Genomic DNA, 24,653 nt, shown 5'->3' on the forward strand with positions numbered 1-24,653 from the left:
CTATACTCCTTAACTGTTTATATTCAAAAAATGTTTTATTCCAAATAAAAAACGTTTAAGACACTCCTCTTAAACGTTTTAACAAACCCGAATAGAGTAATTAAAAGTTCAATAGTATAATAATAACTGTTATCGCATATAACAACACTGTTATTAAAATATGCTGATCCTCTAATAAAACTTTATCTGGTTCTCCACCTTTATCTTCCATGTGAACTAAATATAAATAACGAAAAATCCCGTAAATTACAAATGGGATTGTCCACATTAAATAGATACTTTTCCCTGCATTAAAAGTAAAGATAGCATAAGTTACAATAGTTGCCGATGTAACAATTGTACTTAATTGGTCTAACAAAGCAGGAGAATAACTTTCTAATACTTTTCTATGAGAACCTTTATTATTCTGTAACAATACTAATTCATGTCTTCTTTTATTAATAGCCAAGAATAGTGACAGTAATAATGTACATAATAAAAACCACGGTGTAAATGGCACTTGAATAACTAATCCACCGGCCAATGCTCGTAAAACAAATCCAGCTGCAATAATTAAAATATCAATGATTACAACGTGCTTTAAACGAATTGAATACGCTACATTTAAAATAAAATAGGCTGCTAATACTAAGCACAATAACGGATTTAATATATATGAAACTACTAAAGACGCTACTAAAATAACACAACCTGCCGTAATAGCAAAGTACGGATTTAATGCCCCCGATGCCATCGGTCGATATCGCTTAACAGGGTGTTGTCGATCTGCCTCAATATCCATAAAATCATTTAAAATATAGACACAGCCAGATATTGCACAAAATAGCGCAAAACAAATTGCAGCTTGTGCCACCATAGTTAAAGATACTTGTTTTATTGAAAAGACTAACGCTGCAAATACAAGCAAGTTTTTAGTCCACTGTTTCGGGCGTAACTGTTTAAAAAACAATACAACTATATTTTGTTGAGATAAAGTCCCTTCCCTCATAATAATAAGAGTGCTTCTATTTTTGTCACTCTCTTCTTTCCCTCCCTATTCAATTGTTATTTACTTCTAATACAGGGAAAATTATATCACATAAGTATAACATTGAAAATCAACTATTAAATACCAATAAAAAAGGCTGCCTCAAAAATTTGAGACAGCCTTTTCTTCAAAAAATCATTCTTCTCCAAAACGCTCCACAAGTGTTGCAAGTGTACGTACCATTGCACCAGTTGCTCCAGCTGGACCTAAGTCGTGCGCGCCTTTTGTTTCTGATGTTCCAGCGATATCTAAGTGTACCCACGGTGTATCTTCAGCGAATTCGCCTAAGAATGTACCTGCCATAACCGCATGTCCTTCACGGCCTGGTGAGTTATTTAAATCAGCAAACTTACTGTTTCGAACGCGTTCTTTATCACGATCAAAAATCGGTAGTTGCCAAATTGGCTCATCTGTTTCCATAGAAGCCTCTAGCACTTGCTCAAATAACTCTTCATTATTTGTCATTGCGCCTGTCGTATAGTTTCCAAGTGCAACAATTACACCGCCTGTTAATGTTGCAACATCAACAAGGTAGTTTGCACCAAGTTTTTTCGCATACGTAATACCGTCAGCTAAAGCTAGACGACCTTCTGCATCCGTATTTAATACTTCAATTGTTTTTCCGCTCATAGATGTAATTACATCGTCTGGCTTAAATGCCGTACCACTTACAACGTTATCAGTTGAAGGAATAACAGCGATCACATTTTGTTCTGGGCGAAGTTCACCGATAATTTCCATCGCACCTAATACAGCAGCTGCACCGCCCATATCACCTTTCATACCGACCATGCCTTCACGTGGTTTTAAAGAATAACCACCTGTATCGTATGTAATACCTTTTCCAACGAATCCAATGACATCTGTCCACTCTTCTTTTCCTTTATAAATAAGGGCAATCATTTTTGGTGGCTCTACACTACCTTGGTTTACTGCAAGTAACGCACCCATACCAAGATCTTCCATCTCTTCTTTCTCAAGAACTTTATAGTCCATATCATACTTCTCCGCTAATTCAACAGCATACTCAGCAAGCTTTGTCGCTGTTAATACGTTTGGCGGCATATTTACAAGTGTACGAGCTGAATTTGTTGCACTTCCATGTACGTAGCCAACTGTTAATGCGGCTTCAATTTCTTGTGCATCTTCCGCTGTAATAGCCGTGAACTTCTCTAACTCTACACGATCCTTTTTATCTGATTTATACGTTTGTAATTCATATGTACCAAGGCCTTGTACCTCTGCTGCAATATGAGCAACATCAATCGCGTCTAATTTCTCTGTTACGAAAGAATCAAGTAAGATTGCTGCATCTTGTACTTTTGCTGATTGCATTGTTTTAAATGCCTTACCAAGAGCCGCACGTAACGTTTCTGTCGTGTAAGACTCTTTCTTGCCTAAACCAACAAAGTAATAACGTTTCACATTTGTTTTTCCTAAGCTATGCACTTTCGAAATGGCCTTTTTCTTCGTAGATAATTCTTTCTCTTCTAGTAAAACTTGTAATTGTCCTTCAAACGCTTTGTCCAGTTCTTGTACAAAACTACTCATTTTCTCTTCTTCAAATAAAGCAACAATTACTGCTTCATGACCTGCTAATTCTTTTTGTACTTGAAACATGTTCAGACCCCCTAAATTTCTCTACCACCATTATAACTTTATTTTCGATAAAATGCGACAATTCTAACTACAGTTATATGACGTGTAAAATCCCCTTTATTATGAAATAAGCCAAGAAAAAAAGTCTAGCGTAATTACGACTAGACTATCTTTGTTTTAAATATTGACCACGAAACACTTGCATCGTTTCGTCTTGATTTAACATCGTTAACTCTTCTTCTGTAAACTTACCATTTCCTACTTTTACTACGTACACATTTACTTTTTTCTTACCCCATTGGCTATAAACATCTTTCACCGTATCATAATATAGATCAAGACGGTTTCCTTTTATTGCACCGCCCTTATCAGCTACTACACCATATCCATAACCTGGTACGAATAAAATCGTTCCAATCGGAAATACGCGTAAGTCCGCAGCGATTGTGGAATATAAATCCCTTTTCACTTTAACACCTGAATATGTAATACCATACTCTGGATGCCCTGGCCTCTTACCAGTTGACTCAATCCCCGATGTATAACCTGTTGCAGTCATTTCAATTGAACGATATTTAGACCAGTCGTTTGCCTGCTCTAAAGCATTTATCACTTCTTTACTCGGAGCAACATTTCTCTTAACTTCTGCTGCATGTACTTCTTTTGCACTCGTTCCCTCATACTTCTTTACAATCTCTAATAAAGAAACTCCTGTGAAAGCATTCCATGTTACGCATAATGCAATTGCAAGTAAACAAGTCATCATAATGCGAATACAATATCGTTTTAACATTTTTATATTCCACACTCCTTCATCGTTAATCATTCCCTATACCATGAAGGAATATGCAAAAAAATAATCTCCAACTTAATTGGAGATTAAAACATTTGATATCCGCTTTTCCGAAGTTTCTTGATTACGACTCCTGCTAAAGCAGCCCCTACTAATCCAGTAGATAGAATAAATACGTCTGCTTGTCCTAAGTGCGATACACTTGTCCCAAATGAAGAAAATGTTTCTTTCGGTTTTGAAAAATAATCCCACATACTCGCTTTATTAATAATAAGCATACAAACAATCGGATACACAATAACCATTACCCAAGTAGCTCGCAAAATCATGTTGAGTAAAAATCCAATTCCAAAGAACAAAATAAAGAATAACATCATTGAAATAAGTAGTACCGGTATACTCACTCTTTTCCCCTCTCCTTCGCACGTGCCGTAAATACGTGATAAGCTGTATAACCAAATGGTTCGCCTGGATTTAATGTTTTGTCCACTTCAAGATGTAGTTCTGATCTTCCTTCTAACAAATATTTAATAAGCACAGACGTATTCGGATCGTCCGCAATCTTATCCGGATGTAAGAACGCCACTTCAGACAATTCTTTCTCCTGTATAATAATATTTTCTCCTTCAGGCTCCAAAAGAAAAATAATCATATTATCACTAATCTCATTACGAATAACACCCGATCGAACACCAATGATCCCCTTCACATGAGCGACAATGCCTGTCTCTTCTAACACTTCGCGTTTCACAGCTTCATCAACCGTCTCACCTTCATTTACAAACCCAGCCGGTAAAGACCATTTCCCTTTTAATCCACTGTATTTCTTCTTAACAAATAGCCACCTACCATCTTTTGTAGCTACTAAACCACTAACAGCTAGCCATACCTTCCCTCGTTTCTCCATGATGTAATAACCTCCTCTTTCAGAACGGACAGAATATTCTTTCTTTTTTTATATTATACTATATTTTTAATATGAAAAAAGCAGAAACAGCTCTTAGCCGTTTCTGCTTTTTCTACTATATATTAAAAGAACTTTAATTTACCTTTTTTAAGAACTAATAAAGGTCCACCTAATAAGAATAGGTAACGGTTATCGATTACTTTCTTCATGAAGGAAGCTTTCCAACCTGTTAACTTTTTACCCATAACAACGCCCATTGCATCGTCATGACCTAAAGAACATACAGATCCTTTATTATCAAATGCGAATTTTTTCATTTCACCTTTACCACGAACTAATACAGTTAAGTTGTGTGCAATATTGTAACCTTGTTGAATTGCAATTTGTGCTGTTGGTGGGTATGGACGGTTAATTTCTTCATTAATGATTAACGCTGCGTCACCAACCATGAATACATCTTCGTATCCTGGAGCATGCATGTACTCATCAACTTTTACACGTCCGCGCATTGCTTCAAATCCAGACTCTTCCACAATACCGTTACCACGAACACCTGCAGCCCAAACTACTGTTTCAGACTTAATTAATTCAGTGTCATCGCCATTCGCAACGATAATACCTTCTTCAGTTGCTTCTTTAATTGCTGTACCGATGCGGAATTCTACACCTTTTTTCTCAAGTTGTTTTACAGCGTATTCTACTAACGCTGGATCGAAACCTGGAAGTGCTGTTGGAGCAGCTTCTACACAGATGATACGTGCTTTTTCACGTGGTACATTGTACTCTTTGCAAAGTTCAGGAACACGGTTTGCAAGCTCACCTACGTACTCGATACCAGTAAATCCAGCACCACCAACAACGATTGTTACTAACTCATCGCGTTGTTCAGTTGCATATTTAGAGAAACTAGCTTCCATATGCTCACGAATTTCACGAGTTGCATTAATGTTAGCGATTGAGAATGCATGCTCTTTTAATCCTGTAATTCCGAATGTTTCTGATTCGAAACCAAGACCAATTACTAAGTAGTCATACTCTAACTCGCCGTCTTTTAAGATAATGCGTTTTTCAGCAGCTTTAATTTCTACTACTGTGTCTTGTACAAAGTTCACTTTATTTGTATCAATAACGTCTTGAATATCTAGACAGATTTTTTCATCTTGTAATGTACCAGCTGCGCTCTCGTGTAACCAAGTCGCTTGGTAGTGATAGCTGTTGTTGTTTACTAGCGTAATTTCAGCTTCATTTACAGATAATGCTTTTTGCAGACGAACAGTCGTAATCATCCCGCCATAACCTGCACCTAAAACTACGATTTTTGGAGTCTTCACCAAATCACAACCCTTTTCTTTATATAATAGTAATGAGAAATAATACCAAGTACTAAAAACTCTATTTGTCAAGAATGTGGAATTTATCACATTCTATATCATAACAAAACGCAGTCAAAAAATCGTACGAATTTTGTCATAGAAATTTAACATAATACTTCCCTATATTAGTCGGTTTTATTCCAGAATTCAAGCGTCTGGAGAATTATCAATATTTTAAAATAACATAGCGTTTTCAAGGGTTTTTTAGACTTTTTTTCATGTATTTTCCTTTCTGTATATTTTATACAATAAAAAAGAACCTATGCGAAAACTTACACACAATTCAGTCGTTTTCAGAAGTATTATGAACTCAAATATGCTATCATTTATTTGAAAGTGTCATCATTTGCAGGATTTTCGTGTACATATGAACAATATATGAAATCAATATCAAAATTCCATCTATAGGGGGAATGAAAGTGGCAGAAAATCAAAAAGTTTACGACATAACAATTATTGGTGGTGGTCCAACAGGGCTGTTTACAGCATTTTATGGCGGTATGAGACAAGCAAGTGTAAAGATCATTGAAAGCTTACCTCAACTTGGAGGACAATTATCCGCACTCTACCCTGAAAAATACATTTATGATGTAGCTGGATTCCCAAAAGTGCGCGCACAAGAATTAGTTGATAACTTAAAAGAGCAAATGAAGAAATTTGACCCAACCGTTTGTTTAGAAGAAGCTGTCGATACGCTTGAGAAACAAGCTGACGGTATATTTAAACTTGTTACGAATAAGCAAACTCACTATTCTAAATCAGTTATTATTACTGCTGGCAATGGTGCTTTCCAACCACGCCGCTTAGAATTAGAAGGTACAGCAAAGTATGAAAAGAAAAACTTACATTATTTCGTTGATGATATGAATAAATTTGCCGGTAAGCGCGTCGTAGTATTTGGCGGCGGCGATTCAGCTGTTGATTGGACAATGATGTTAGAACCGATCGCTGAAAAAGTTACAATCGTTCATCGCCGCGATAAATTCCGTGCGCATGAACATAGCGTCGAAAACTTAATGAATTCTCGTGCAGAAGTAAGTACACCGTATGTTCCAGTTGAACTCATTGGTGATGACAAAATTGAACAAGTCGTTCTTCAGCACGTAAAAACGGAAGAAAAAGTTATCATCGATGTTGATGACGTAATTGTAAACTATGGCTTCGTTTCTTCTCTTGGCCCAATTAAAAACTGGGGCTTAGATATACAAAAAAACAGCATCCTTGTAAATTCAAAAATGGAAACAAATATTCCTGGCATTTACGCTGCTGGTGACATTTGTACATATGAAGGAAAAGTAAAACTCATTGCTTGCGGCTTCGGTGAAGCACCAACAGCAGTAAACAATGCAAAAGCTTACTTCGATCCAAATGCAAAACTTCAACCAATGCATAGCTCAAGCATGTTTTAATATGTAAAAATAAAAGCTCCTTCCATACGTGGAAGGAGCTTTTATTTTATATACCACGAAAGCACACTGAATTCGATAAACTATCGAACTCAGTGTGCTTTTCGTCTAAAAAAATTATTGTTTTCTTCTTCTACCTAATACGAATAATACTCCGCCAACTAAGAATGAAATTCCAGCACCAACTGACATCATCCATGGAGACGCTGCCCCTGTTTTCGGTAATTCTCTTTCTGTTTTTACTTGCGGCTCTTTAATTAATTTTTCCAATCTTACTTCCGGTTTCACTTCTGGCTCCTTCGGCTCTTTCGGATCTTCTGGTTTCACTTCTGGCTCCTTCGGTTCTTTCGGATCTTCCGGTTTCACTTCTGGCTCCTTCGGCTCTTTCGGATCCTCCGGTTTCACTTCTGGCTCCTTCGGCTCTTTCGGATCCTCCGGTTTCACTTCTGGCTCCTTCGGCTCTTTCGGATCTTCTGGTATCTTAAAATCTTCTTTTGTTTTCGGTAAAATTGTAACTGTAGGCTCAAGTGGCGGATTTATTTTATCGTCCACTACTGCTTTATTTGTTATCCCTTTACTCGGCGCTTCTTTTACCTTCGCTTTAAAAATAATACTACGTTCTTTCGTATCTGTAATTTCTAGATACTTGGCGATTACTTTTCCAAACTCCATTTTTAACTCTATTGGATTTGGCTCAGCCCCTTCAAATCTAATACTACCTTGCACGTATTCTAAACCGGCTGGAATTTCATCTTCTATTGTAACTACATCTAGTTTTCCGTTTTCCACCGTATTTTTGAAGCTAATTCGGTATTCTACTTCTTCTCCTAGCTTTGGCTCTTTATTACTTACTGTCTTCGCTGCTGTTAACTTACCATCTTTATATTCTGGCTTTATTTTCGCTGTCGGTTCTATAACTGGATGTTTCGGATCATCCACTTCAATAATCGCTTTATTTGTTATTTCTCCTCCAACTTTTGCTGTTTCTTTTACCTTTACTTTAAAGATGACACTTCTTTCTTTCGTATCCGTAATTTCTGGATACTTCACTGTTACTTTTCCATTCTCTACTTTAAGTTCTGTAGGCACAGGCTTATCACCTACGGCCTCCAGACTATCTTTCACATACTCTAAACCAGACGGAATTTCATCTTCAATCTTTACATCAACTAACTTCCCGCCATCTACTGTGCCGTTAAAAGTAATTCGATATTCAATTTCTTCCCCTAGCTTTGGTTCATGATTACTTACTTCTTTCCTTGCCTCTAGTTTCCCATCTTTATATTGCGGTGTGATTGGTATAAGTGACTCAACTGGCGGCGTCGTCGGATTATTATCATCAACAATCGCCTTGTTTACAATCTCTTTTCCTACTTGTACCGTCTCTTGTACTCTCACTTTAAAGATGATACTTCTTTTTTTCGTATCCGTAATTTCTGGATACTTTGCTGTTACTTTTCCATTCTCTACTTTCAGTTCCACCGGATGTGGTTCGGGCCCATCAGACTTTATACTATCTTGTACGTATTCTAAACCGGCTGGAATTTCATCTTCTACCTTTACCTCAGTTAGTTTTCCGTTCTCTACCGTATTTTCAAAGCTAATTCGATATTCTGCTTCTTCTCCTAACTTTGGTTCATAATTACTTACTGTTTTTTCTGCTTGTAATGCACCATCTTTATATTGAGGCTGAATAGAGATATTCGGTTGCTCTGGTGGATTTATTGTATCTTCCACAATCGCCTTGTTCACAATCTCTTCGCCTACTTTAGCTTTTTCTTTCACTTTCACTTTAAAGACGATACTTCTTTCTTTCATATCCGTAATTTCTGGATATTCCGCAAGGACGATTCCGTTTTTCACTTTCACATACAACGGTTTCGGATTCTCTCCCTCGGCTCTTTCACTACCTTCTACAAACTCTAAGCCAGTTGGTAATTCATCCTTAATCTTCACCTTCGCTACTTTTCCATGCTCTACTACGTTACGGAAAGTAATTCGATACTCTACTTCTTCTCCTAATTTTGGAGCTGGATTATTTACTGTTTTCTCAGCTTTTAGTTTTCCGTCCTTATACTCCGGCGTAATAATCGCTTCTGGTTTTTGCGGCGGATTCTTCGGATTGTCATCATCCACAATTGCCGTATTCACGATTTTCTTACCGACTTTTGCTACTTCCGTTACTTTCACTTTAAAGATAATACTACGCTCAGCTGTATCAGTAATATTTTCATACTTCGCTGTAATTTCCCCAGCTTCTTCTTTTAACTCTACTGGCGCTGGCTCATTACCTTCTGATTTTAAACTATCCTTCACATACTCTAAACCAGTTGGTAATTGATCCTCAATTTTCACTTCTGCTAGTTTTCCGTTTTCTACCGTATTTTTAAAACTAATTCGGTACTCTACTTCTTCTCCTAGCTTTGGATCTTTTTTATTTACCTTTTTATCAGCTTTAACTTTACCGTCTTTATGCTGCGGGGTAATTTCTACTTCTGGTCGCTCTGGTGGATTTTTTGTATCATCAACAATTGCTTTATTTACAATTGCTTTGTCCACTTCAACAGAATCTTTCACCTTCACTTTAAAGATAATGCTTCTTTCTTTCATGTCAGTGATATTTTCATACTTCGCACTAACCTTACCAGCTTCTTCTTTCAACTCTACTGGTGCTGGCTTATCACCTTCTGCTTTTAGACTATCTTTCACATACTCTAAACCAGACGGAATTTCATCCTCAATTTTCACCTCTGCCAGTTTTCCATCTTTCACCGTATTATTAAATGAAATTCGGTATTCGATTTCTTCCCCTAGCTTCGGTTTATGATTATTCACCTTTTTATGAGTAGCAATTTTACCGTCTTTATATCGCGGTGTAATTTTTGCTGTCGGATCAATTACTGGATGGTTCGGATCATCAACATGGATAATCGCTTTATTTGTGATGTCTTTACCTATTGCAACTGAATCTTTCACCTTCACTTTAAAGACGATACTTCTTTCTTTCGTATCCATAATCTCTGAATACTTTGCCATTACCTTACCATTTTCTACTTTCAACTCCACTGGTTTTGGCTCTTCACCTTCAGCCTTTTCGCTTCCTTCTACAAACTCTAATCCAGCTGGAATTTCATCTTCTATTTTTACCTCTGCTAGTTTTCCATCTTTCACCGTATTATTAAAAATAATTCGATATTCGATTTCCTCACCTAACTTCGGTTCATGATTACTTACTTCTTTTCTTGCCTCAATTTTCCCATCTTTATATTGTGGTGTAATCGGTACATGAGGCTCTTCTGGCAGATTCTTTGTATCATCTATAATTGCCTCATTTACGATTTCTTCTCCCACTTTTACGCTTTCTTTTACCTTCGCTTTAAAGACAATACTTCTTTCCTCTGTATCTGTAATTTCTGGATACTTTGCCATTACCTTATTATTTTTCACCTGTAGCTCTACTGGTTTCGGTTTAGAACCTTCTGCTGTGATGCTGCCTTCTACATACTCTAAACCATTTGGTAATGTATCCTTTATATTTACCTCTACTAGTTTTCCGTTTTCTACCGTGTTTTTAAAACTAATTCGGTATTCTACTTCTTCTCCTAGTTTCGGTTTATGATTATTTGCTACTTTCTGCGCAGCAATTTTACCATCTTTATATTGCGGAGTAATTTCCACACGAGGCTCTTCTGGCTCATTTTTTGTATCTACTACGATTGCTTTATTAACAATCTCCTTGCCTATTTCTGCCTCTTCTTTTACTTTCACTTTAAAAATAATACTTCTTTCTTTTGTATCCGCAATTTCTAGATACTTTGCCATTACCTTGCCGTTTTCAAATTTCAATTCTACCGGACTTGGTTTAGAACCTTCTGCTTGTAAACTGTTCTCCACGTACTCTAATCCAGCTGGAATTTCATCTTCTACTGTAACCTCTACTAGTTTTCCGTTTTCTACCGTGTTTTTAAAACTAATTCGGTATTCTACTTCTTCTCCTAATTTCGGTTTTTTATTGTTTACAAATTTCTCTGCTTTAAGTTTACCGTCTTTATATTCTGGCGTAATTGTTACTTCTGAAGTTGTTGGATCTTTTGTATCATCAACAACTACTTTATTGACAATGCCTTCACCAACCTTAAATTCTTCTTTTACTTTCGCTTTAAAGACGATACTTCTTTCTTCTGTATCCATAATTTCTGGATATTTTGCGATTACTTTTCCATCTTTCACTTTCAGTTCTACCGGATCTGGCTTAGAACCTTCTGCTCGTAAACTATCTTTCACATACTCTAATCCAATTGGTAAATCATCTTTTATTGTTACCTCTGCTAGCTTTCCGTTTTCTACCGTATTTTTAAAGCTAATTCGGTATTCCACTTCTTCTCCTAACTTCGGTGTTTCATTATTTACCGTTTTCTTCGCTTCCACTTTTCCATCTTTATGCTGTGGAGTAATTTCTGCCGTCGGTGTTTCTGGCTCATTTTTCGTATCATCAATAATTGCTTTATTGACGATTTTTTTACCGACTTTCACTTCATCTTTTACTTTCACTTTAAAAGTGATACTTCTTTCTTCTGTATCCGTAATCTCTGGATACTTCGCCATTACCTTACCATTTTCAAATTTCAATTCTACTGGATCCGGCTTAGAACCTTCTGCTTTCACACTGTTTTCTACGTACTCTAAACCTTCGGGTAAAGTATCTTCTATTTTCACCTCTGCTAGTTTTCCGTCTTCTACCGTGTTTTTAAAACTAATTCGGTATTCTACTTCTTCTCCTAACTTCGGCGTTTCATTATTTACCGTCTTCTTCGCTTTCACTTTTCCGTCTTTATGTTGCGGAATAATTTCTGCTGTCGGTGTTTCTGGCGGATGTTTCGTATCGCTCACAATCGCTTCATTAACAATTGAATCGCTCACTTTACCTTTTACTTTCACTTTAAAGGTAATACTTCTCTCTTTTGTATCTGTAATCTCAGGATACTTTGCCATTACCTTACCGTTTTCAAATTTCAATTCCACTGGATCTGGCTTAGAACCTTCTACTTTTACACTATCTTTCACATACTCTAATCCATTTGGTAAATCATCTTCTATCTTTACCTCTGTTAGCTTTCCATGTTCTACCGTATTTTTAAAGCTGATTCGGTATTCTACTTCTTCTCCTAACTTCGGCGTTTCATTATTTACCATCTTTTTCGCTTCAAGTTTTCCATCTTTATACTGAGGAATAATTTCCGCAGTCGGATTAACTGGCTTATTTTGCGAATCATCAATAGTTGCTTTATTAATGATTTTTTTACCGACTGTTACTCCTTCTTTTACTTTCACTTTAAAAACGATACTTCTTTCTTCTGTATCCATAATTTCTGGATATTTTGCCATTACCTTACCATTTTCAAATTTCAGCTCTACTGAATCTGTTCCGACACCTTCTGCTTTCAAACTATTTTCTACATACTCTAAACCTTCTGGTAAAGTATCCTCTATTATCACGTCTGTTAGCTTTCCGTACTTAACCGTGTTTTTCATACTAATTCGGTATTCTACTTCTTCTCCTAACTTCGGTGTTTCATTATTTACGCTTTTCTTCGCTTTAATTTTTCCATCTTTGTGTAATGGTGTGATTTTTGCTTCTGGTTCTTTCGGATGTTTCGTATCATCCACAATTGCCTTATTGATGATTTCCTTACCTACTTCCGCTTCTTCCTTCACCTTTACCTTAAAGACAATACTTCTTTCTTTCATATCCGTAATATTTTCGTATTCAGCAATGACTTTTCCATCTTTCACACTTAACTTTAATGGAGCTGGTTTATCACCTTCAGCCTTTTCACTGCCTTTTACATACTCTAAACCGTTAGGAATTGTATCCTCTATTATTACCTTTTCTAGTTTTCCGTTTTCTACCGTGTTCTTAAAGCTAATTCGGTATTCTACTTCTTCTCCTAGTTTTGGTGATGGATTATCTACTGTCTTCTTCGAATCAATTATTCCATCCTTATGTTGCGGAGTAATTCTTTCCTCCGGCTCAATCGGTGGATTTTTCGTATCATCAACAATTGCTTTATTGACAATCTCTTTATCTACTTTTGCTTCTTCCTTCACCTTTACTTTAAAGACGATACTTCTTTCTTTCATATCCATAATATCGATATACTTAGCTTTGACTATCCCATTTTCAACAGCTAATTCTACTGGTCCAGGTGCTTCTCCTTCGGCCTTGATGCTATTTTCTACATATTCAAGACCTTTTGGAATTGTATCTTCCACTCGCACCTCTTCAAGTTTTCCGTTCTCAACCGTATTATGAAAACTAATGCGGTACTCGATTTCTTCGCCTAACTTTGGCTTCTTATTATTAACTACCTTTGTAGCAGCAATTTCACCTTTTTTACTTTGCGGTGTAATAACAACCTTTGATTCAACAGGCTCATTTTTCGGATCTTTTGCAATTGCTTTATTTACGATTGCCTCCCCTACTTTTGCCGAATCTTTTACTTTCACTTTAAAAACAATACTTCTTTTTTCTGTATCCGTAATTTCTGGATACTTTGCCATTACTTTGCCGTCTTCCACTTTTAGTTCTACTGGCTCTGGTTTTATACCTTCAGCTTTCAAACTATCTTTCACGTATTCAACATCTTTAGGTAGTGTATCTTCTACTAGCACCTTTTCTAGTTTTCCGTTTTCTACCGTATTATAAAATGTAATTCGGTATTCCACTTCTTCTCCTAGTTTTGGTGTTTGATTCGTTACGCTTTTTTCAACATCCACTTTACCGTATTTATAATCCAGCGTAATCTTTTCTTCTGGATGCTCAGTTTGTCCATTCGGCTCACTCACAACCGCTTTATTAACAATCGTTTCTCCGGCTTTTGCCTCTTCTTTTACTTTCACTTTAAAGGCAATGCTTCGCTCTTTTGTATCCGTAATCTCTGGATATTTTGCGATTACCTTACCATTTTCTACTTTTAACTCTACTGGATTTGGTTCAGCACCTTCAGCTCTCTCACTGCCTTGAACAAATTCTAAGTTAGCTGGAATTTCATCTTCTATTGTAACTGCATCTAGTTTTCCGTTTCCCACCGTATTTTGGAAGCTAATTTGATATTCAAATTCTTCTCCTAGCTTTGGTTTCTTATTTGTTGCTTTTTTCTTTGCAGCAATTTTACCGGCCTTATGCTGTGGTGTAATCTTCTCTTCTAGATTCTTTGGTGGATTTGTTTTATCACTAACGGTTGCTTTATTAACAATTTCTTCACCAATTTTTGCAGTTTCTTTTACTTTTGTTTTAAAGACGATACTTCTTTCTTCCATATCCATAATTTCTGGATACTTTGCAATTACTTTTCCATTTTCAAACTTCAGCTCTACTGGCTCTGGTTTTGCACCTTCTGCTTTCAAACTATCTTTCACGTATTCAAGATTGCTTGGTAATTCATCTTCAATGGTCAATACATCTAGACGTCCATCTTTTGTCTTATTTTTAAATGTAATACGATACTCTACTTCGTCACCTAGTTTCGGTGTTTTATTAGATGCTATTTTTTTAGCTTCTATTTCTCCAGGGATCTCTTTTGGAGTCGTAACCGTAATATCTGCATCATCTGCAGTTTCATAATTTACCTCGGTACTATCTTGTCCCTTTACAACAACGATATTTTTTACTGTTGTATCTGATTGTACAGAAGCTTTCACTTTTACTTTGAATGTAATAATGGCACTTTCACCAGGCTTTAAAACACCGCCGTCTTTAGCATTAGCACCTTCACCAACACGGAAATCAATTTGATTATTTACAAACTCTGCTTCATCATCGCTTGCATCATCTGTTTTATTTCCTTTATTACTTCCAGAAATATATTGTATAGATCCCGGAACATACTCTAAACGATCATCTAATTTATCAAAACCTTTTACATTCGATACCGGCGCTTGATTATTTTTCGTATCATTTTTCACTTCAATTTGATACGTAAACTCTTCACCAGCTTTAATTTCCTTAATTTCTTTACCGGTACTATCTAATGCCTTTTTATCAACTTGTAAGTTTGGAGCATTATGTTCTGTAACAAATGTGGCGTTGTTTAATACGTAAATATCACCAGTACCAGCATATGCTCTAAAACGCATTTTTCCTTCTTTCAAATCATTCTTTACTTGAGTCGGTCCTTCAAGATGATACGTATGAATGTCAGTACTGAATGAATTTGTCCAATCCGGTTTATATCCTGGATATTTTTTTGTAACAAACTCGTTAGTACCGTCTACTTGTACTTCTGTCATAGATGAGTCATTAACATCATTATCTTTACCTTTAATATTTTTAAACTTTTGATACCCTAATCCAAAATCATACTCTCCATAATCATAGGCATACCCATCGTTATCAGCTGGATCACCTTGCGATGAAAAATAACTAAATTTCGCCTTAAAAGCACCTTCTTTTGGTGTGTTTATTTTATTAACACTAATGTCTGTCCAAGCTGTACTTTTTTGAGCAACTAAACCTTCCCAAATCTTCATATCTTTTACTGTTTCTTTATAGTTTTCATACACTAATATAAGATTCCAGTTGCCCCAGTAGTAACCACTGCCTTTTTCAAATTTAATTTGTGGCACATTCGCAACTGTCACCGTTTGAGAAATACCTTGCTGTGCAATTACATTTGTTACGTCAGCATATGCAACATAACCGGCACCACTACCAGAGTAATTTGAAATATACGGTAAACTAGCTGCTTTTCGTATACTAGTAGCACTTACCTCTTTATATTCTTTATTACCCATTTTCATTTTAACCGGCTGCCTTACATCTTCATCACTAACTCTATACTCTTTATTTGCATAAGTTGGCGTTCCCATAGCTGCTGTCCAAAATAAATAAGCCTTTTTCACTTTACTTCCAGCAGGAATGTTAGGAAAAGCTCCTGTTGACGAATTAAAAGTACTATCATCGTTATCAACGTCCACAGTCATTTTATTCGTCTTATACCCCAGACTTTGTCTGCCATAATGATCGGTCGTCAAACCAAGTGTTACATTACCAGTCTGTACTAAATTACCAGCAGCAATTGTAGAATACAGTGGATCTCCAAACCCTTGTTTATCTCCTGTTTGGATTTGAACCTTCGAAGCATTTTCTGACGCAGTTTGCACTTCTGCAACACTCTGCTTTACTGCCTCTTTTTCTGGCTGTTTCTCAGCTTCGGTTACTGGTTGTTTTGGTAGTTCTGTTTTTGATGTAGGGTTATTTTTATCTTCCACAGATACTTTTAGCTTTTCATCAACTTTTTTAATTGTATTATTAGCTGATGGGCCAACTTCTTTCTTACTACTGTCAGCCTCCTCATCGGCATTAGCTGCTACCTTTTCTTCAGAAGGGATTCCCTCAACATCTACAGACATGTTTCCTATTTGTACTTGATCTTTTTGCACACTAATCTTTTGTTTGTATTCTTTATTAAAATGCTGCGTGCGGCTAGCCTTTATTAGCACCGTCATTTTTTCGTGTGATTTTAAATCTCGAATTTTAAGATTAGAAGAAAGAAGTTTTCCTCCCTTATCTTTTTCTTCTACATAGAAATCCGCTAGTTTATTTTCAGGTAACTTCTCTCCGTTTACTTTCACAGATTGCGAGAGGAACGTAATTTCATTTTCATTACTTTGTTTAAGCACCAATTCTTGAATTGGTGTATCTCCCGTATTTTCAATCGTATATTGAAATACGTGCTCCCTCTTAGCTACTTCCCCCTTATATATTTCGGCATTTACTTGCTCTGCCTTAATTTTCACATCATTTCCTTGTAACTCATCCCAGCTTTTTTTATTTATCTCTGCAAAAGCACTGGGTGAAGGCAATATGATGGATAGGAGAAGTGTGATCATTGTTACGACATTAAAACACTTCAATACTTGTTTCATATTTTCTACCTTTCTCCTTTCTATATACTTGCTATCCGTCTACTTAATTTCGTAGCCGTATACATATCAATATATATCCACTCGCAACAATCCGACCTACGAAAATGTATCGTTGAAATCCCAATGTCAACAATATAAATCTCATAGAATATTACTATTTTAATTTATCAAAAATAGCATATATATATCGGACACTTATACAAACCTTCACCATTTTTTAACATAGTAAAAAATGCCCTATTGTATAGGTTTATATAACAGTTAAAGGATACATAAAAAGCTTAACATATCTCTTAATCTATTCATACATACAATAGAAATTTTACCATTTTTAGTCATTTCAGTTTGTTATTTATGATTAAAATTTTCAAAAAACAATAACCGTTACATGTAAAAATATGTTATATTATCAAGGAACGTATGTTCTTATTTTAAAGGAGGAATTTGTAATGATAAACGAACCCATTATCGTAAAAAAAGAAGCTTTCCAAGCAATCGGCGTTTCGATTACGACGACTAACGAAATAGAGGCATCTACTGAAGGAAAAATTCCCGAGCTCTGGAACCGATACTTTCAAGAACAAATGATGCATCACATCCCAAATCAAAAAACGAAAGAAACATTCGCATTCTACTCCAACTATGAATCAGATGAAACTGGTACATATACATTCACAATCGGTACGCCCGTTTCTTCATTAGAAGACGTTCCTGAAAATATGACAACTTTAACAATACCTGCTGCTACATATGCGGTATTTACAACGAGAAAGGGACCAGTTGCTGAAGTCGTTTGCGAAGCTTGGGAATATATTTGGCAATGGTCGAAAGAAAATAAACGTGCCTTCACAACTGACTTCGAGCTTTACGACGAAAGAGCATTAGACCCAAATCATGCACAATTGGATATTTATATTGCGTTAGCCTAAAAAAAGATGCCCATTCGGCATCTTTTTTTGTCGTTAAATAGCTACTGGGCAAATTCATTATTATTGTCTACAATGAGAAAGTGCAGTATAGAAATATTAGAAACTGTATAAAGTGAAACTATAATCAGTGGGGGCATCTCCCATTAAGTATTAGCCCTCACCAATCGGGCGTTTACTGGTTTTTTAGTTTAAATTTGTCACATAGAAAGGAAGCAATATGGAGGAACTACAACAAAATAAAACTGCTTTAGAAGGAAGCGGAAAACCGTTATTAAAAAATACGAATTTCCTTTTTCTTTGGGCAGCTACTCTTTTTTCAAGCTTTGCTTTAGCCTTTTTTACTTTTTCACAAACGTGGTACATAGCAAAAACATTAAACCTTGAAGCTTCACTCGGTGTTGTTTTCGTAGCCCTTAGTGTTCCAAGGCTTATTTTTATGATTGTCGGCGGCGCTGTAGCTGATAAATTCCCGAAAAAAAATATTATGTTTTACTCCAATATCATTCGAGCGATTCTTGTCGCAACCATTCTCACATGGTTTATCGTTGGTGATGTAACGCTATATACATTTGCTTTATTCGCTTTATTCTTTGGACTTGCTGATGCTTTCTTCTGGTCAGCAGATGGATCTATCTTACCGGAATTGGTAGAAAAAAGCCGGTTAACACAAGCGAATTCACTTACACAAATGACGAACCAAGCATCGGTCATCTTAGGCCCTGTACTTGGCGGAATTCTCATTAAATTTACGAACTATGAGACAATATTTTCCATTACGATTTTATTACTGATTGTCGCTGCCATACTCGTTCAAAAAATACAATTTACGATGCCAGAACAAAAAGATACAGATAAAGGTATGTTCACTTCCATTAAAGAAGGAATCTTATATGTAAAGGAATCGCCATTCCTTTCAACTTTCCTTATTTGTAGCGCTTTTTTAAACTTATTTTTAATCGGTCCGATGCAAGTTGGTTTCCCGCTTTTTGTTAAAAACGTGCTGCATGGTGATTCGCTCCAGTTTAGTTACTTAGAAGCGTCTGTCGGCGGCGGAATGGCAATCGGTGCGGTCATTGTCGGTTTAAAAAATATTAATCGTAGACGCGGTCTATTTTGCATTATCATGATGCTACTGTCTGGTGTCTTCTTCTTATCCATCAACTTTAGTACCGTACTATGGCAAGCATTATTAGCTGGCATGTTTTACGGTATTACAATCGCAATGGCTATCGTTCCACTGATGGCGATGATTCAATCGACAGTAAAAGAAGAAATGATGGGGCGCGTAATGAGTTTGCTTATGCTATCATCAATGGGCTTTATCCCGCTTTCTTATGCATTCACATCCATCGCGCTTGCAATAGGAATTCCAATCGTAACCGTTATGAAAAGCGGTGCAATCGCCGTTATTGTCTTCGTACTCTTTGTAGCGATTCGTGTTCCAGTTGTAAGAAAGTTTGATTAACTACTTGGAGTCATGCATTTACGCATGGCTCCTTTTTAAAAGGATCAAATAACGGTATCCCCTTACTTCTTCTCACAGCTGCTCCCCATTCTAATCCAATCTCTAAAAATAAATCCCGCACTGTACTATATAAAAGTGCCTTCACATTTTTACGGATTTCCCCGTATTTATACGCCCTCACAACACTTTTCACGCGCCAAATGAAATTCCCATACACTTCTTCATCAGCTAATATTTGCTCCAGTAAAACACCTTGCTCTAGTAATCCACTCTTTTTATATGCAAGTTCCACCTTACTCCAAAATATATTAATCTTCTTCGGATTACTCGTCATCGGCAGAAGTGCGTATATAAAAGGCTTCGGTATATCATGACGGCAATACGTCTCATCAAGCTCGTACGTTATTTTTCTTTTCTCTTTTATTTGTGGAATGTTTTTAGAAAGAATTGTTTCCCTTTCGCTTTTTTGCTCCTTTCCACTACAGCCAGCTGTATAATCCTCACTTTCACATGCGGACATTTTCATACGGTCATCCATGCGGTCAATTGCAGATATAAGAAATACATATAAGTTCGCACTATATCCGCCGCGCCTATGTCTTTCTTTTGTCGCAACACGCTTTATAATTCCTAGTTCCTCTAACTTTACAATAGAGCGGCGTACTGTACGAATACTCTTTCCAACATTTGTAGCAATCGTCTCCATTAATGGACAAGCAACCCCCACTGTTTTCTGTTTCTCATTCACTGCATACTTTCCTAAAAAATGAATAATGGTAGCATCCGTTTTATTTAATTGAAATCGATAATGTTTCAAAACTTGTTTTTGATATGTATTAAACTCTTCTTTACTTTGAAATTCACTATATGGTTTCATTAAATTATATAAGCTTCCCATTTTTATCACCTCACTTATAAATAAGAGGCAGGAAGAAAAATTGGCGTGATAGTTAATATTTTTTTATTGGAGATGAAAATATGATCGTAATTAGTGCTTGTTTAGGTGGTATCGCTTGTCGGTATGATGGAAATGACAATCTCGTTTCAAAAATAGAGGAGCTTTTGCAAAAAGAAGATACAGTCCTCATTTGTCCTGAAGTATTAGGGGGATTACCAACACCTCGCCCCTCAGCTGAAATTATTGGCGGGAATGGCGACGACGTTTTAGACGGAAAAGCGAAAGTGATGACAAAAGATGGTGAAGATGTTACAGAAGCTTTCGTAAATGGCGCTTATAAAGCATTAGAACAAATTAAAAATTTACACCCAGAATATATTATTTTAAAGGAACGCAGCCCATCTTGTGGTAGTTCTACGATTTACACTGGAGAATTTAACGGCAATAAGCAAACTGGTTTCGGAGTGACAACTGCTTTATTTAAAAGACACGGATTTAAAGTCATTTCAGAAGAAGAATTTGAAAGCAAAAAAAGGAATTGACCCTGTTCGTCAATTCCTTTTCTATCTGTCTTATTTCACGCCTAATTTTTCTTTCACTTTCGCTGGAAGCTCGTCTTTCTTTACTTCTTCCCAAGCTGATACACCTTTTTTATCTGAGTGATATACGCGTAGGAATGCTTCTTTACGAAGATTTTTTTGAGCTGTAAATTCTAATTCTTTCTCTTTACCGTCTTTATCAAAGCCAGTCAACTTATATTCATAATCTTTAAATTTTTGACCATTATCAGCTTTACTATGAACTTCTTTTCCATCTACTGTAATTTGAACGTAGTACTCATCTTTACCCATACGGTTTAAATCACAACCAACTAACAAGCTTGCGAATACAACTAAAATACTAAATAGTGCAATGTATCTTTTCATTTCCTTCACCTCATATGTTTTTTCTTATATTCTTATCTTAAAGCCCAGAGCTTAAAGAAGAAATTCAAAAACATGACATGAACATTACACTTTTGTAAGATAATAATTATTTCTTCACTTTAGAAATTGTCATTCCATCACCAATTGGAACGAGTACAGATTGTAAATGCGGGTCGATTTCTATCATTTCATTAAACTTCTGTATAACGTTTTTGTTTCGCACGTTTCTCAGCTACACTACCGCCAATAACGTCTTTCACGCCAATTTGGCCACTTATCACGTAATTTCCTTATACCGTTTATTACGCCTTCTATTATACCCTCAATTATAATCTCTATTACAAGGTATCTTATTAAACTAATAATAGGTTTAATTACGTATTTCCTTATGAATTCAAGAATATCCTCCATCATATTTCCCTCCTTTTTTCAAAAGGAAGCTGCTACTCCTCCGCGTCCTTTTACGTCCAATTACAATTGCTGCCCTACTGCGGCATATATCAACAAAACTAATACGTCAACAACATCCACAATAACGCTATTGAATTTGGAAGAAACTTCGGTAAATACTAATACTATAACATGGCTAAAAGAATTATTTTTTCATCTATATTTGGGGATGCTCCCAAAAACTTTATAAAATCAAAGACAACTTTACTACAACTCTTCCCGTAACTAATTTATTATCGTGGTAAACCGTCTTCCACTACATCCGTAACAGTTCCATTCGGTTCAAAGATTACACGTAATGATCCTTCTCCACCATAACCAGTATAGTCATATACTGAATAAGATTTATATTTCTCAATCACATGTGGCTGTCCAATTGCAGCTTTTACCTGATTCGCGGGCATACCTTTTTTGATTTTCAAATAGTGATTGTAACTTACTGCTGCCGAATTGTTATTTACATCTTTATACCACGGTACACGATCGTTTTTTTCTTCATATTCCTTTACAGGCTCTTCAATACGTTTCATAGATACCTCATTCTCTTTATCTGTACCCTTTATAGCAGTACGTTCAATATTCACAACGTAACCATATGTATTTAATTCAACCACAATTTCATATGTACCATCCGTATCTTTTTCAGTATAAAATACGCGTTTTTCATTATTATTATAATGTTTTATATTCTCACCACCGTAGTCAATCGTATTAAGAATATCCGTATACGTCATACCTTCCTCAATCTTTTGAGATTCGTCATGAAAAATATAACGCTTCTTTGATGATGGAGCATCCTCATTTTTAATACTTTCACGTTTACTCGTGGTCATAGGTGTTTTCTTCTGATCTTTTAATACTTCTTCACCTTCGGCCTTCGCTGGTTGCTTTGCTCCTACTTTTGTTAATACGTCTGTATCGCTAGAACAAGCTCCCAAAATCGATACTGTAGTCAACGCCACCCCTACTATAAGTACTTTCTTAAATAACTTCATTCTAATCCCCCCGGTGTTTTTTAATATCTAGTAATCAACGTATTTTAATGAATACGGAACTATTCAGTTCTATACAATTTGCTATAGCCTTCTCCCTCATACACCTTTTTTATATAAAGTGAAACTTTAATCAGCCCTCACCAATCGGGCTTTTATGGGATAAATCTACCTATTAGTAATAACCGGTGAAACTACAGCTAGTCCGAACACGATCGCCAATCATCTTCGTTACAAATATTAACATTAAATACAACTAATAAATAGTATATTTCTTCTATTTATTTACATTTCCGTTACGAAATCTTATCTTAAAACGAGCAATATGAAACTGGAATTCACAATATAAATCACATATCCTATATATAATAACATTTAAATTAAATTCCAAAGTAACTTTACATGCATTTTCTGTTTTAACGCCAAAAGAAAAGACCTTTCTAACGATTTTATTCCATCGCTAAAAAGGCCTTTTCTATTTCGTCTAAAAACTTAGCACTCTTCTGGTTTACCAGCATTCGTCGCTGTACGGAAAGATGATCCACATCCGCATGATGCGATTGCGTTTGGATTGTCGATTGTGAATCCACCGCCAAGCATAGATTGTTTATAGTCAATTTTTACTCCTTTAACAATTGGAGCACTTTCTGTATCGATAACAAATTCAACACCGAAAAACTCAAGAACTGTGTCGTCTTCTTTTGGTTCTACTTCAAATCCTAAGCCGTAAGAAAGACCGCTACATCCGCCGCCGTGTACAGCAAGGCGCACATACTTCTCTCCATCTTCAGCATCTTTTAACATATCTTTAATTTGAAAAGCTGCTTGTTCTGTTACTTCAATCATGAAATACACCTTCCTTTCTGTTCTTAGTCCATTATACATCTTTACGCTTCTATCTTGTACTCATACACTCCGCGGCAAATTACTTCCGCAGGTCCTTTCATCAACACGTTTCCCTCTTCAGTCCACGCAATCATTAAATCGCCACCAGCTAAATGAACAGTAATTTCCTTACCGCGTTCCATCTTTCCATTTAAAATAGCAGCTACAACTGCAGCGCACGCTCCTGTTCCGCAAGCTTGCGTTACACCAGATCCACGTTCCCAAACACGGAAGTTCATCTCGTCATCATTCAAAATTTCGATAAACTCAACATTTACTCGCTCTGGAAACATTTCATGTGTCTCAAGGACTGGTCCAAGTGTTGTAAGAGGTGCTTTTTCTACATCATCAACCAAAATAACCGCATGCGGATTTCCCATTGAAACAGCTGTAAATGCATAACGATGATTATTATATAAGAAGTTTTCACGAATAAATGGCGTTTCACCTTCACCAAGCATCGGTATTTCTGCACGTGTTAGACGCGGTGCCCCCATATCGATTTTCGCTAATGTCACGACACCACCTTCTACTGTTACTTCAGCCGTTACAATACCAGCCAACGTTTCAATTGTAAAAACTGTTTCTTCTACTAGTTTATGCTCATACGCATATTTCGCTACGCAGCGTAAACCGTTACCACAGCTCTTTCCTTCAGAACCATCATTATTAAACATGCGCATTTTCACCGGAGCTACGTCTGAAGGGCAAATTAAAATCATCCCGTCTGCTCCAATACCAGTATTAATATTTGAAACCTTTTCGGCCACAAGGGCTAAATCTTCTTCAGGAATTTGCTCTTCAAACATATTTACATATATATAACTATTGCCAAGACCATGCATTTTTGTAAAAGAAAATTGGCTCATTTATATTCACTCCAAAAATAATTTGTTATGTTAAGTATAAAATGCATGCTTTTAGAACACAATATGAATGTCCCCCGTTTCTCATATTTGACAACGTTTGGCGATGAGCCACTCTTACACAATTTGTGTAAGAAAAAAGCCCTTCTAAAAAGGGCCTTTTTTTATTTACCCCACTATTTTCAATTGGGGAAGGCTAATAATCAGCAT

Annotated in this window: 16 protein-coding genes and 1 pseudogene; 4 read left to right on the forward strand and 13 right to left on the reverse strand. The window is 36.2% G+C overall.

The window, feature by feature from the left end:
- Positions 1–100: 100 nt before the first annotated feature.
- From ACTFSL_RS26275 to ACTFSL_RS26300, 6 genes are all read right to left on the reverse strand, one after another.
- Positions 101–988 carry a decaprenyl-phosphate phosphoribosyltransferase gene (locus ACTFSL_RS26275; protein WP_016123674.1) on the reverse strand — a complete coding sequence of 296 codons (888 nt, stop codon included), beginning with the start codon at positions 986–988 and terminating at the stop codon, positions 101–103.
- 174 nt (positions 989–1,162) lie between these two features.
- Positions 1,163–2,647 (reverse strand): cytosol aminopeptidase, encoded by a 1,485-nt coding sequence (gene pepA / locus ACTFSL_RS26280; protein ID WP_440042657.1) that lies wholly within the window; start codon positions 2,645–2,647, stop codon positions 1,163–1,165.
- 145 nt (positions 2,648–2,792) lie between these two features.
- Complete coding sequence (locus tag ACTFSL_RS26285) at positions 2,793–3,419, reverse strand: 3D domain-containing protein (RefSeq protein WP_000920103.1); 627 nt, start codon at positions 3,417–3,419, stop codon at positions 2,793–2,795.
- Positions 3,420–3,505: 86 nt separating this feature from the next.
- The gene (locus ACTFSL_RS26290; RefSeq protein WP_000027016.1) at positions 3,506–3,823 is read right to left on the reverse strand and encodes a YuiB family protein; all 318 of its coding nucleotides are present in this window, start codon (positions 3,821–3,823) and stop codon (positions 3,506–3,508) included.
- Entirely contained in the window at positions 3,820–4,326 is a 507-nt protein-coding gene (locus ACTFSL_RS26295) for an NUDIX hydrolase (protein ID WP_000415313.1), read from the reverse strand. Before ACTFSL_RS26295 ends, ACTFSL_RS26290 begins: the two co-directional genes overlap by 4 nt.
- Positions 4,327–4,448: 122 nt before the next feature.
- A complete protein-coding gene (locus tag ACTFSL_RS26300) occupies positions 4,449–5,657 on the reverse strand; it encodes an NAD(P)/FAD-dependent oxidoreductase (RefSeq protein ID WP_000856612.1) in 1,209 nt (402 codons plus the stop codon).
- A gap of 461 nt (positions 5,658–6,118) precedes the next feature.
- Here ACTFSL_RS26300 and ACTFSL_RS26305 point away from each other — a divergent pair, with 461 nt between their 5' ends.
- Positions 6,119–7,108, forward strand: a complete 990-nt coding sequence (locus ACTFSL_RS26305) for an NAD(P)/FAD-dependent oxidoreductase (protein WP_000829785.1) — start codon at positions 6,119–6,121, stop codon at positions 7,106–7,108.
- Positions 7,109–7,222: 114 nt separating this feature from the next.
- On the opposite strand, the gene ACTFSL_RS26310 is transcribed toward ACTFSL_RS26305, so the two are convergent.
- On the reverse strand, positions 7,223–17,032 hold the full coding sequence (locus ACTFSL_RS26310) for an isopeptide-forming domain-containing fimbrial protein (RefSeq protein WP_440042659.1): 9,810 nt from the start codon (positions 17,030–17,032) through the stop codon (positions 7,223–7,225).
- 449 nt (positions 17,033–17,481) lie between these two features.
- Between ACTFSL_RS26310 and ACTFSL_RS26315 the strand changes: the two genes are divergently transcribed.
- Complete coding sequence (locus ACTFSL_RS26315; RefSeq protein WP_000606656.1) at positions 17,482–17,961, forward strand: GyrI-like domain-containing protein; 480 nt, start codon at positions 17,482–17,484, stop codon at positions 17,959–17,961.
- A 217-nt stretch (positions 17,962–18,178) separates the two neighbouring features.
- Positions 18,179–19,426, forward strand: a complete 1,248-nt coding sequence (locus tag ACTFSL_RS26320; protein ID WP_048656031.1) for an MFS transporter — start codon at positions 18,179–18,181, stop codon at positions 19,424–19,426.
- A 10-nt stretch (positions 19,427–19,436) separates the two neighbouring features.
- On the opposite strand, the gene ACTFSL_RS26325 is transcribed toward ACTFSL_RS26320, so the two are convergent.
- Entirely contained in the window at positions 19,437–20,324 is an 888-nt protein-coding gene (locus ACTFSL_RS26325; protein WP_061457838.1) for a helix-turn-helix domain-containing protein, read from the reverse strand.
- Between the two features lie 80 nt (positions 20,325–20,404).
- Between ACTFSL_RS26325 and ACTFSL_RS26330 the strand changes: the two genes are divergently transcribed.
- Positions 20,405–20,866: a DUF523 domain-containing protein gene (locus ACTFSL_RS26330; RefSeq protein ID WP_031312816.1), complete on the forward strand. Its 462-nt coding sequence runs from the start codon at positions 20,405–20,407 to the stop codon at positions 20,864–20,866.
- A 30-nt stretch (positions 20,867–20,896) separates the two neighbouring features.
- On the opposite strand, the gene ACTFSL_RS26335 is transcribed toward ACTFSL_RS26330, so the two are convergent.
- The 5 genes and pseudogenes from ACTFSL_RS26335 to dapF all read right to left on the reverse strand — a co-directional run bounded on the left by ACTFSL_RS26335 (position 20,897) and on the right by dapF (position 24,446).
- Positions 20,897–21,250, reverse strand: a complete 354-nt coding sequence (locus ACTFSL_RS26335; protein ID WP_000833148.1) for a YxeA family protein — start codon at positions 21,248–21,250, stop codon at positions 20,897–20,899.
- A gap of 106 nt (positions 21,251–21,356) precedes the next feature.
- A pseudogene (locus ACTFSL_RS26340) lies at positions 21,357–21,531 on the reverse strand (methyltransferase).
- Positions 21,532–21,933: 402 nt separating this feature from the next.
- The gene (locus tag ACTFSL_RS26345; RefSeq protein ID WP_440042662.1) at positions 21,934–22,695 is read right to left on the reverse strand and encodes a hypothetical protein; all 762 of its coding nucleotides are present in this window, start codon (positions 22,693–22,695) and stop codon (positions 21,934–21,936) included.
- A 489-nt stretch (positions 22,696–23,184) separates the two neighbouring features.
- The gene (locus ACTFSL_RS26350) at positions 23,185–23,538 is read right to left on the reverse strand and encodes a HesB/IscA family protein (RefSeq protein ID WP_000573826.1); all 354 of its coding nucleotides are present in this window, start codon (positions 23,536–23,538) and stop codon (positions 23,185–23,187) included.
- Between the two features lie 41 nt (positions 23,539–23,579).
- Positions 23,580–24,446 (reverse strand): diaminopimelate epimerase, encoded by an 867-nt coding sequence (gene dapF / locus ACTFSL_RS26355; protein WP_440042664.1) that lies wholly within the window; start codon positions 24,444–24,446, stop codon positions 23,580–23,582.
- Positions 24,447–24,653 lie beyond the last annotated feature (207 nt).

Source organism: Bacillus cereus group sp. MYBK108-1 (assembly GCF_051917185.1).
In the GTDB taxonomy this organism is placed as follows: Bacteria; Bacillota; Bacilli; order Bacillales; family Bacillaceae_G; genus Bacillus_A; species Bacillus_A cereus.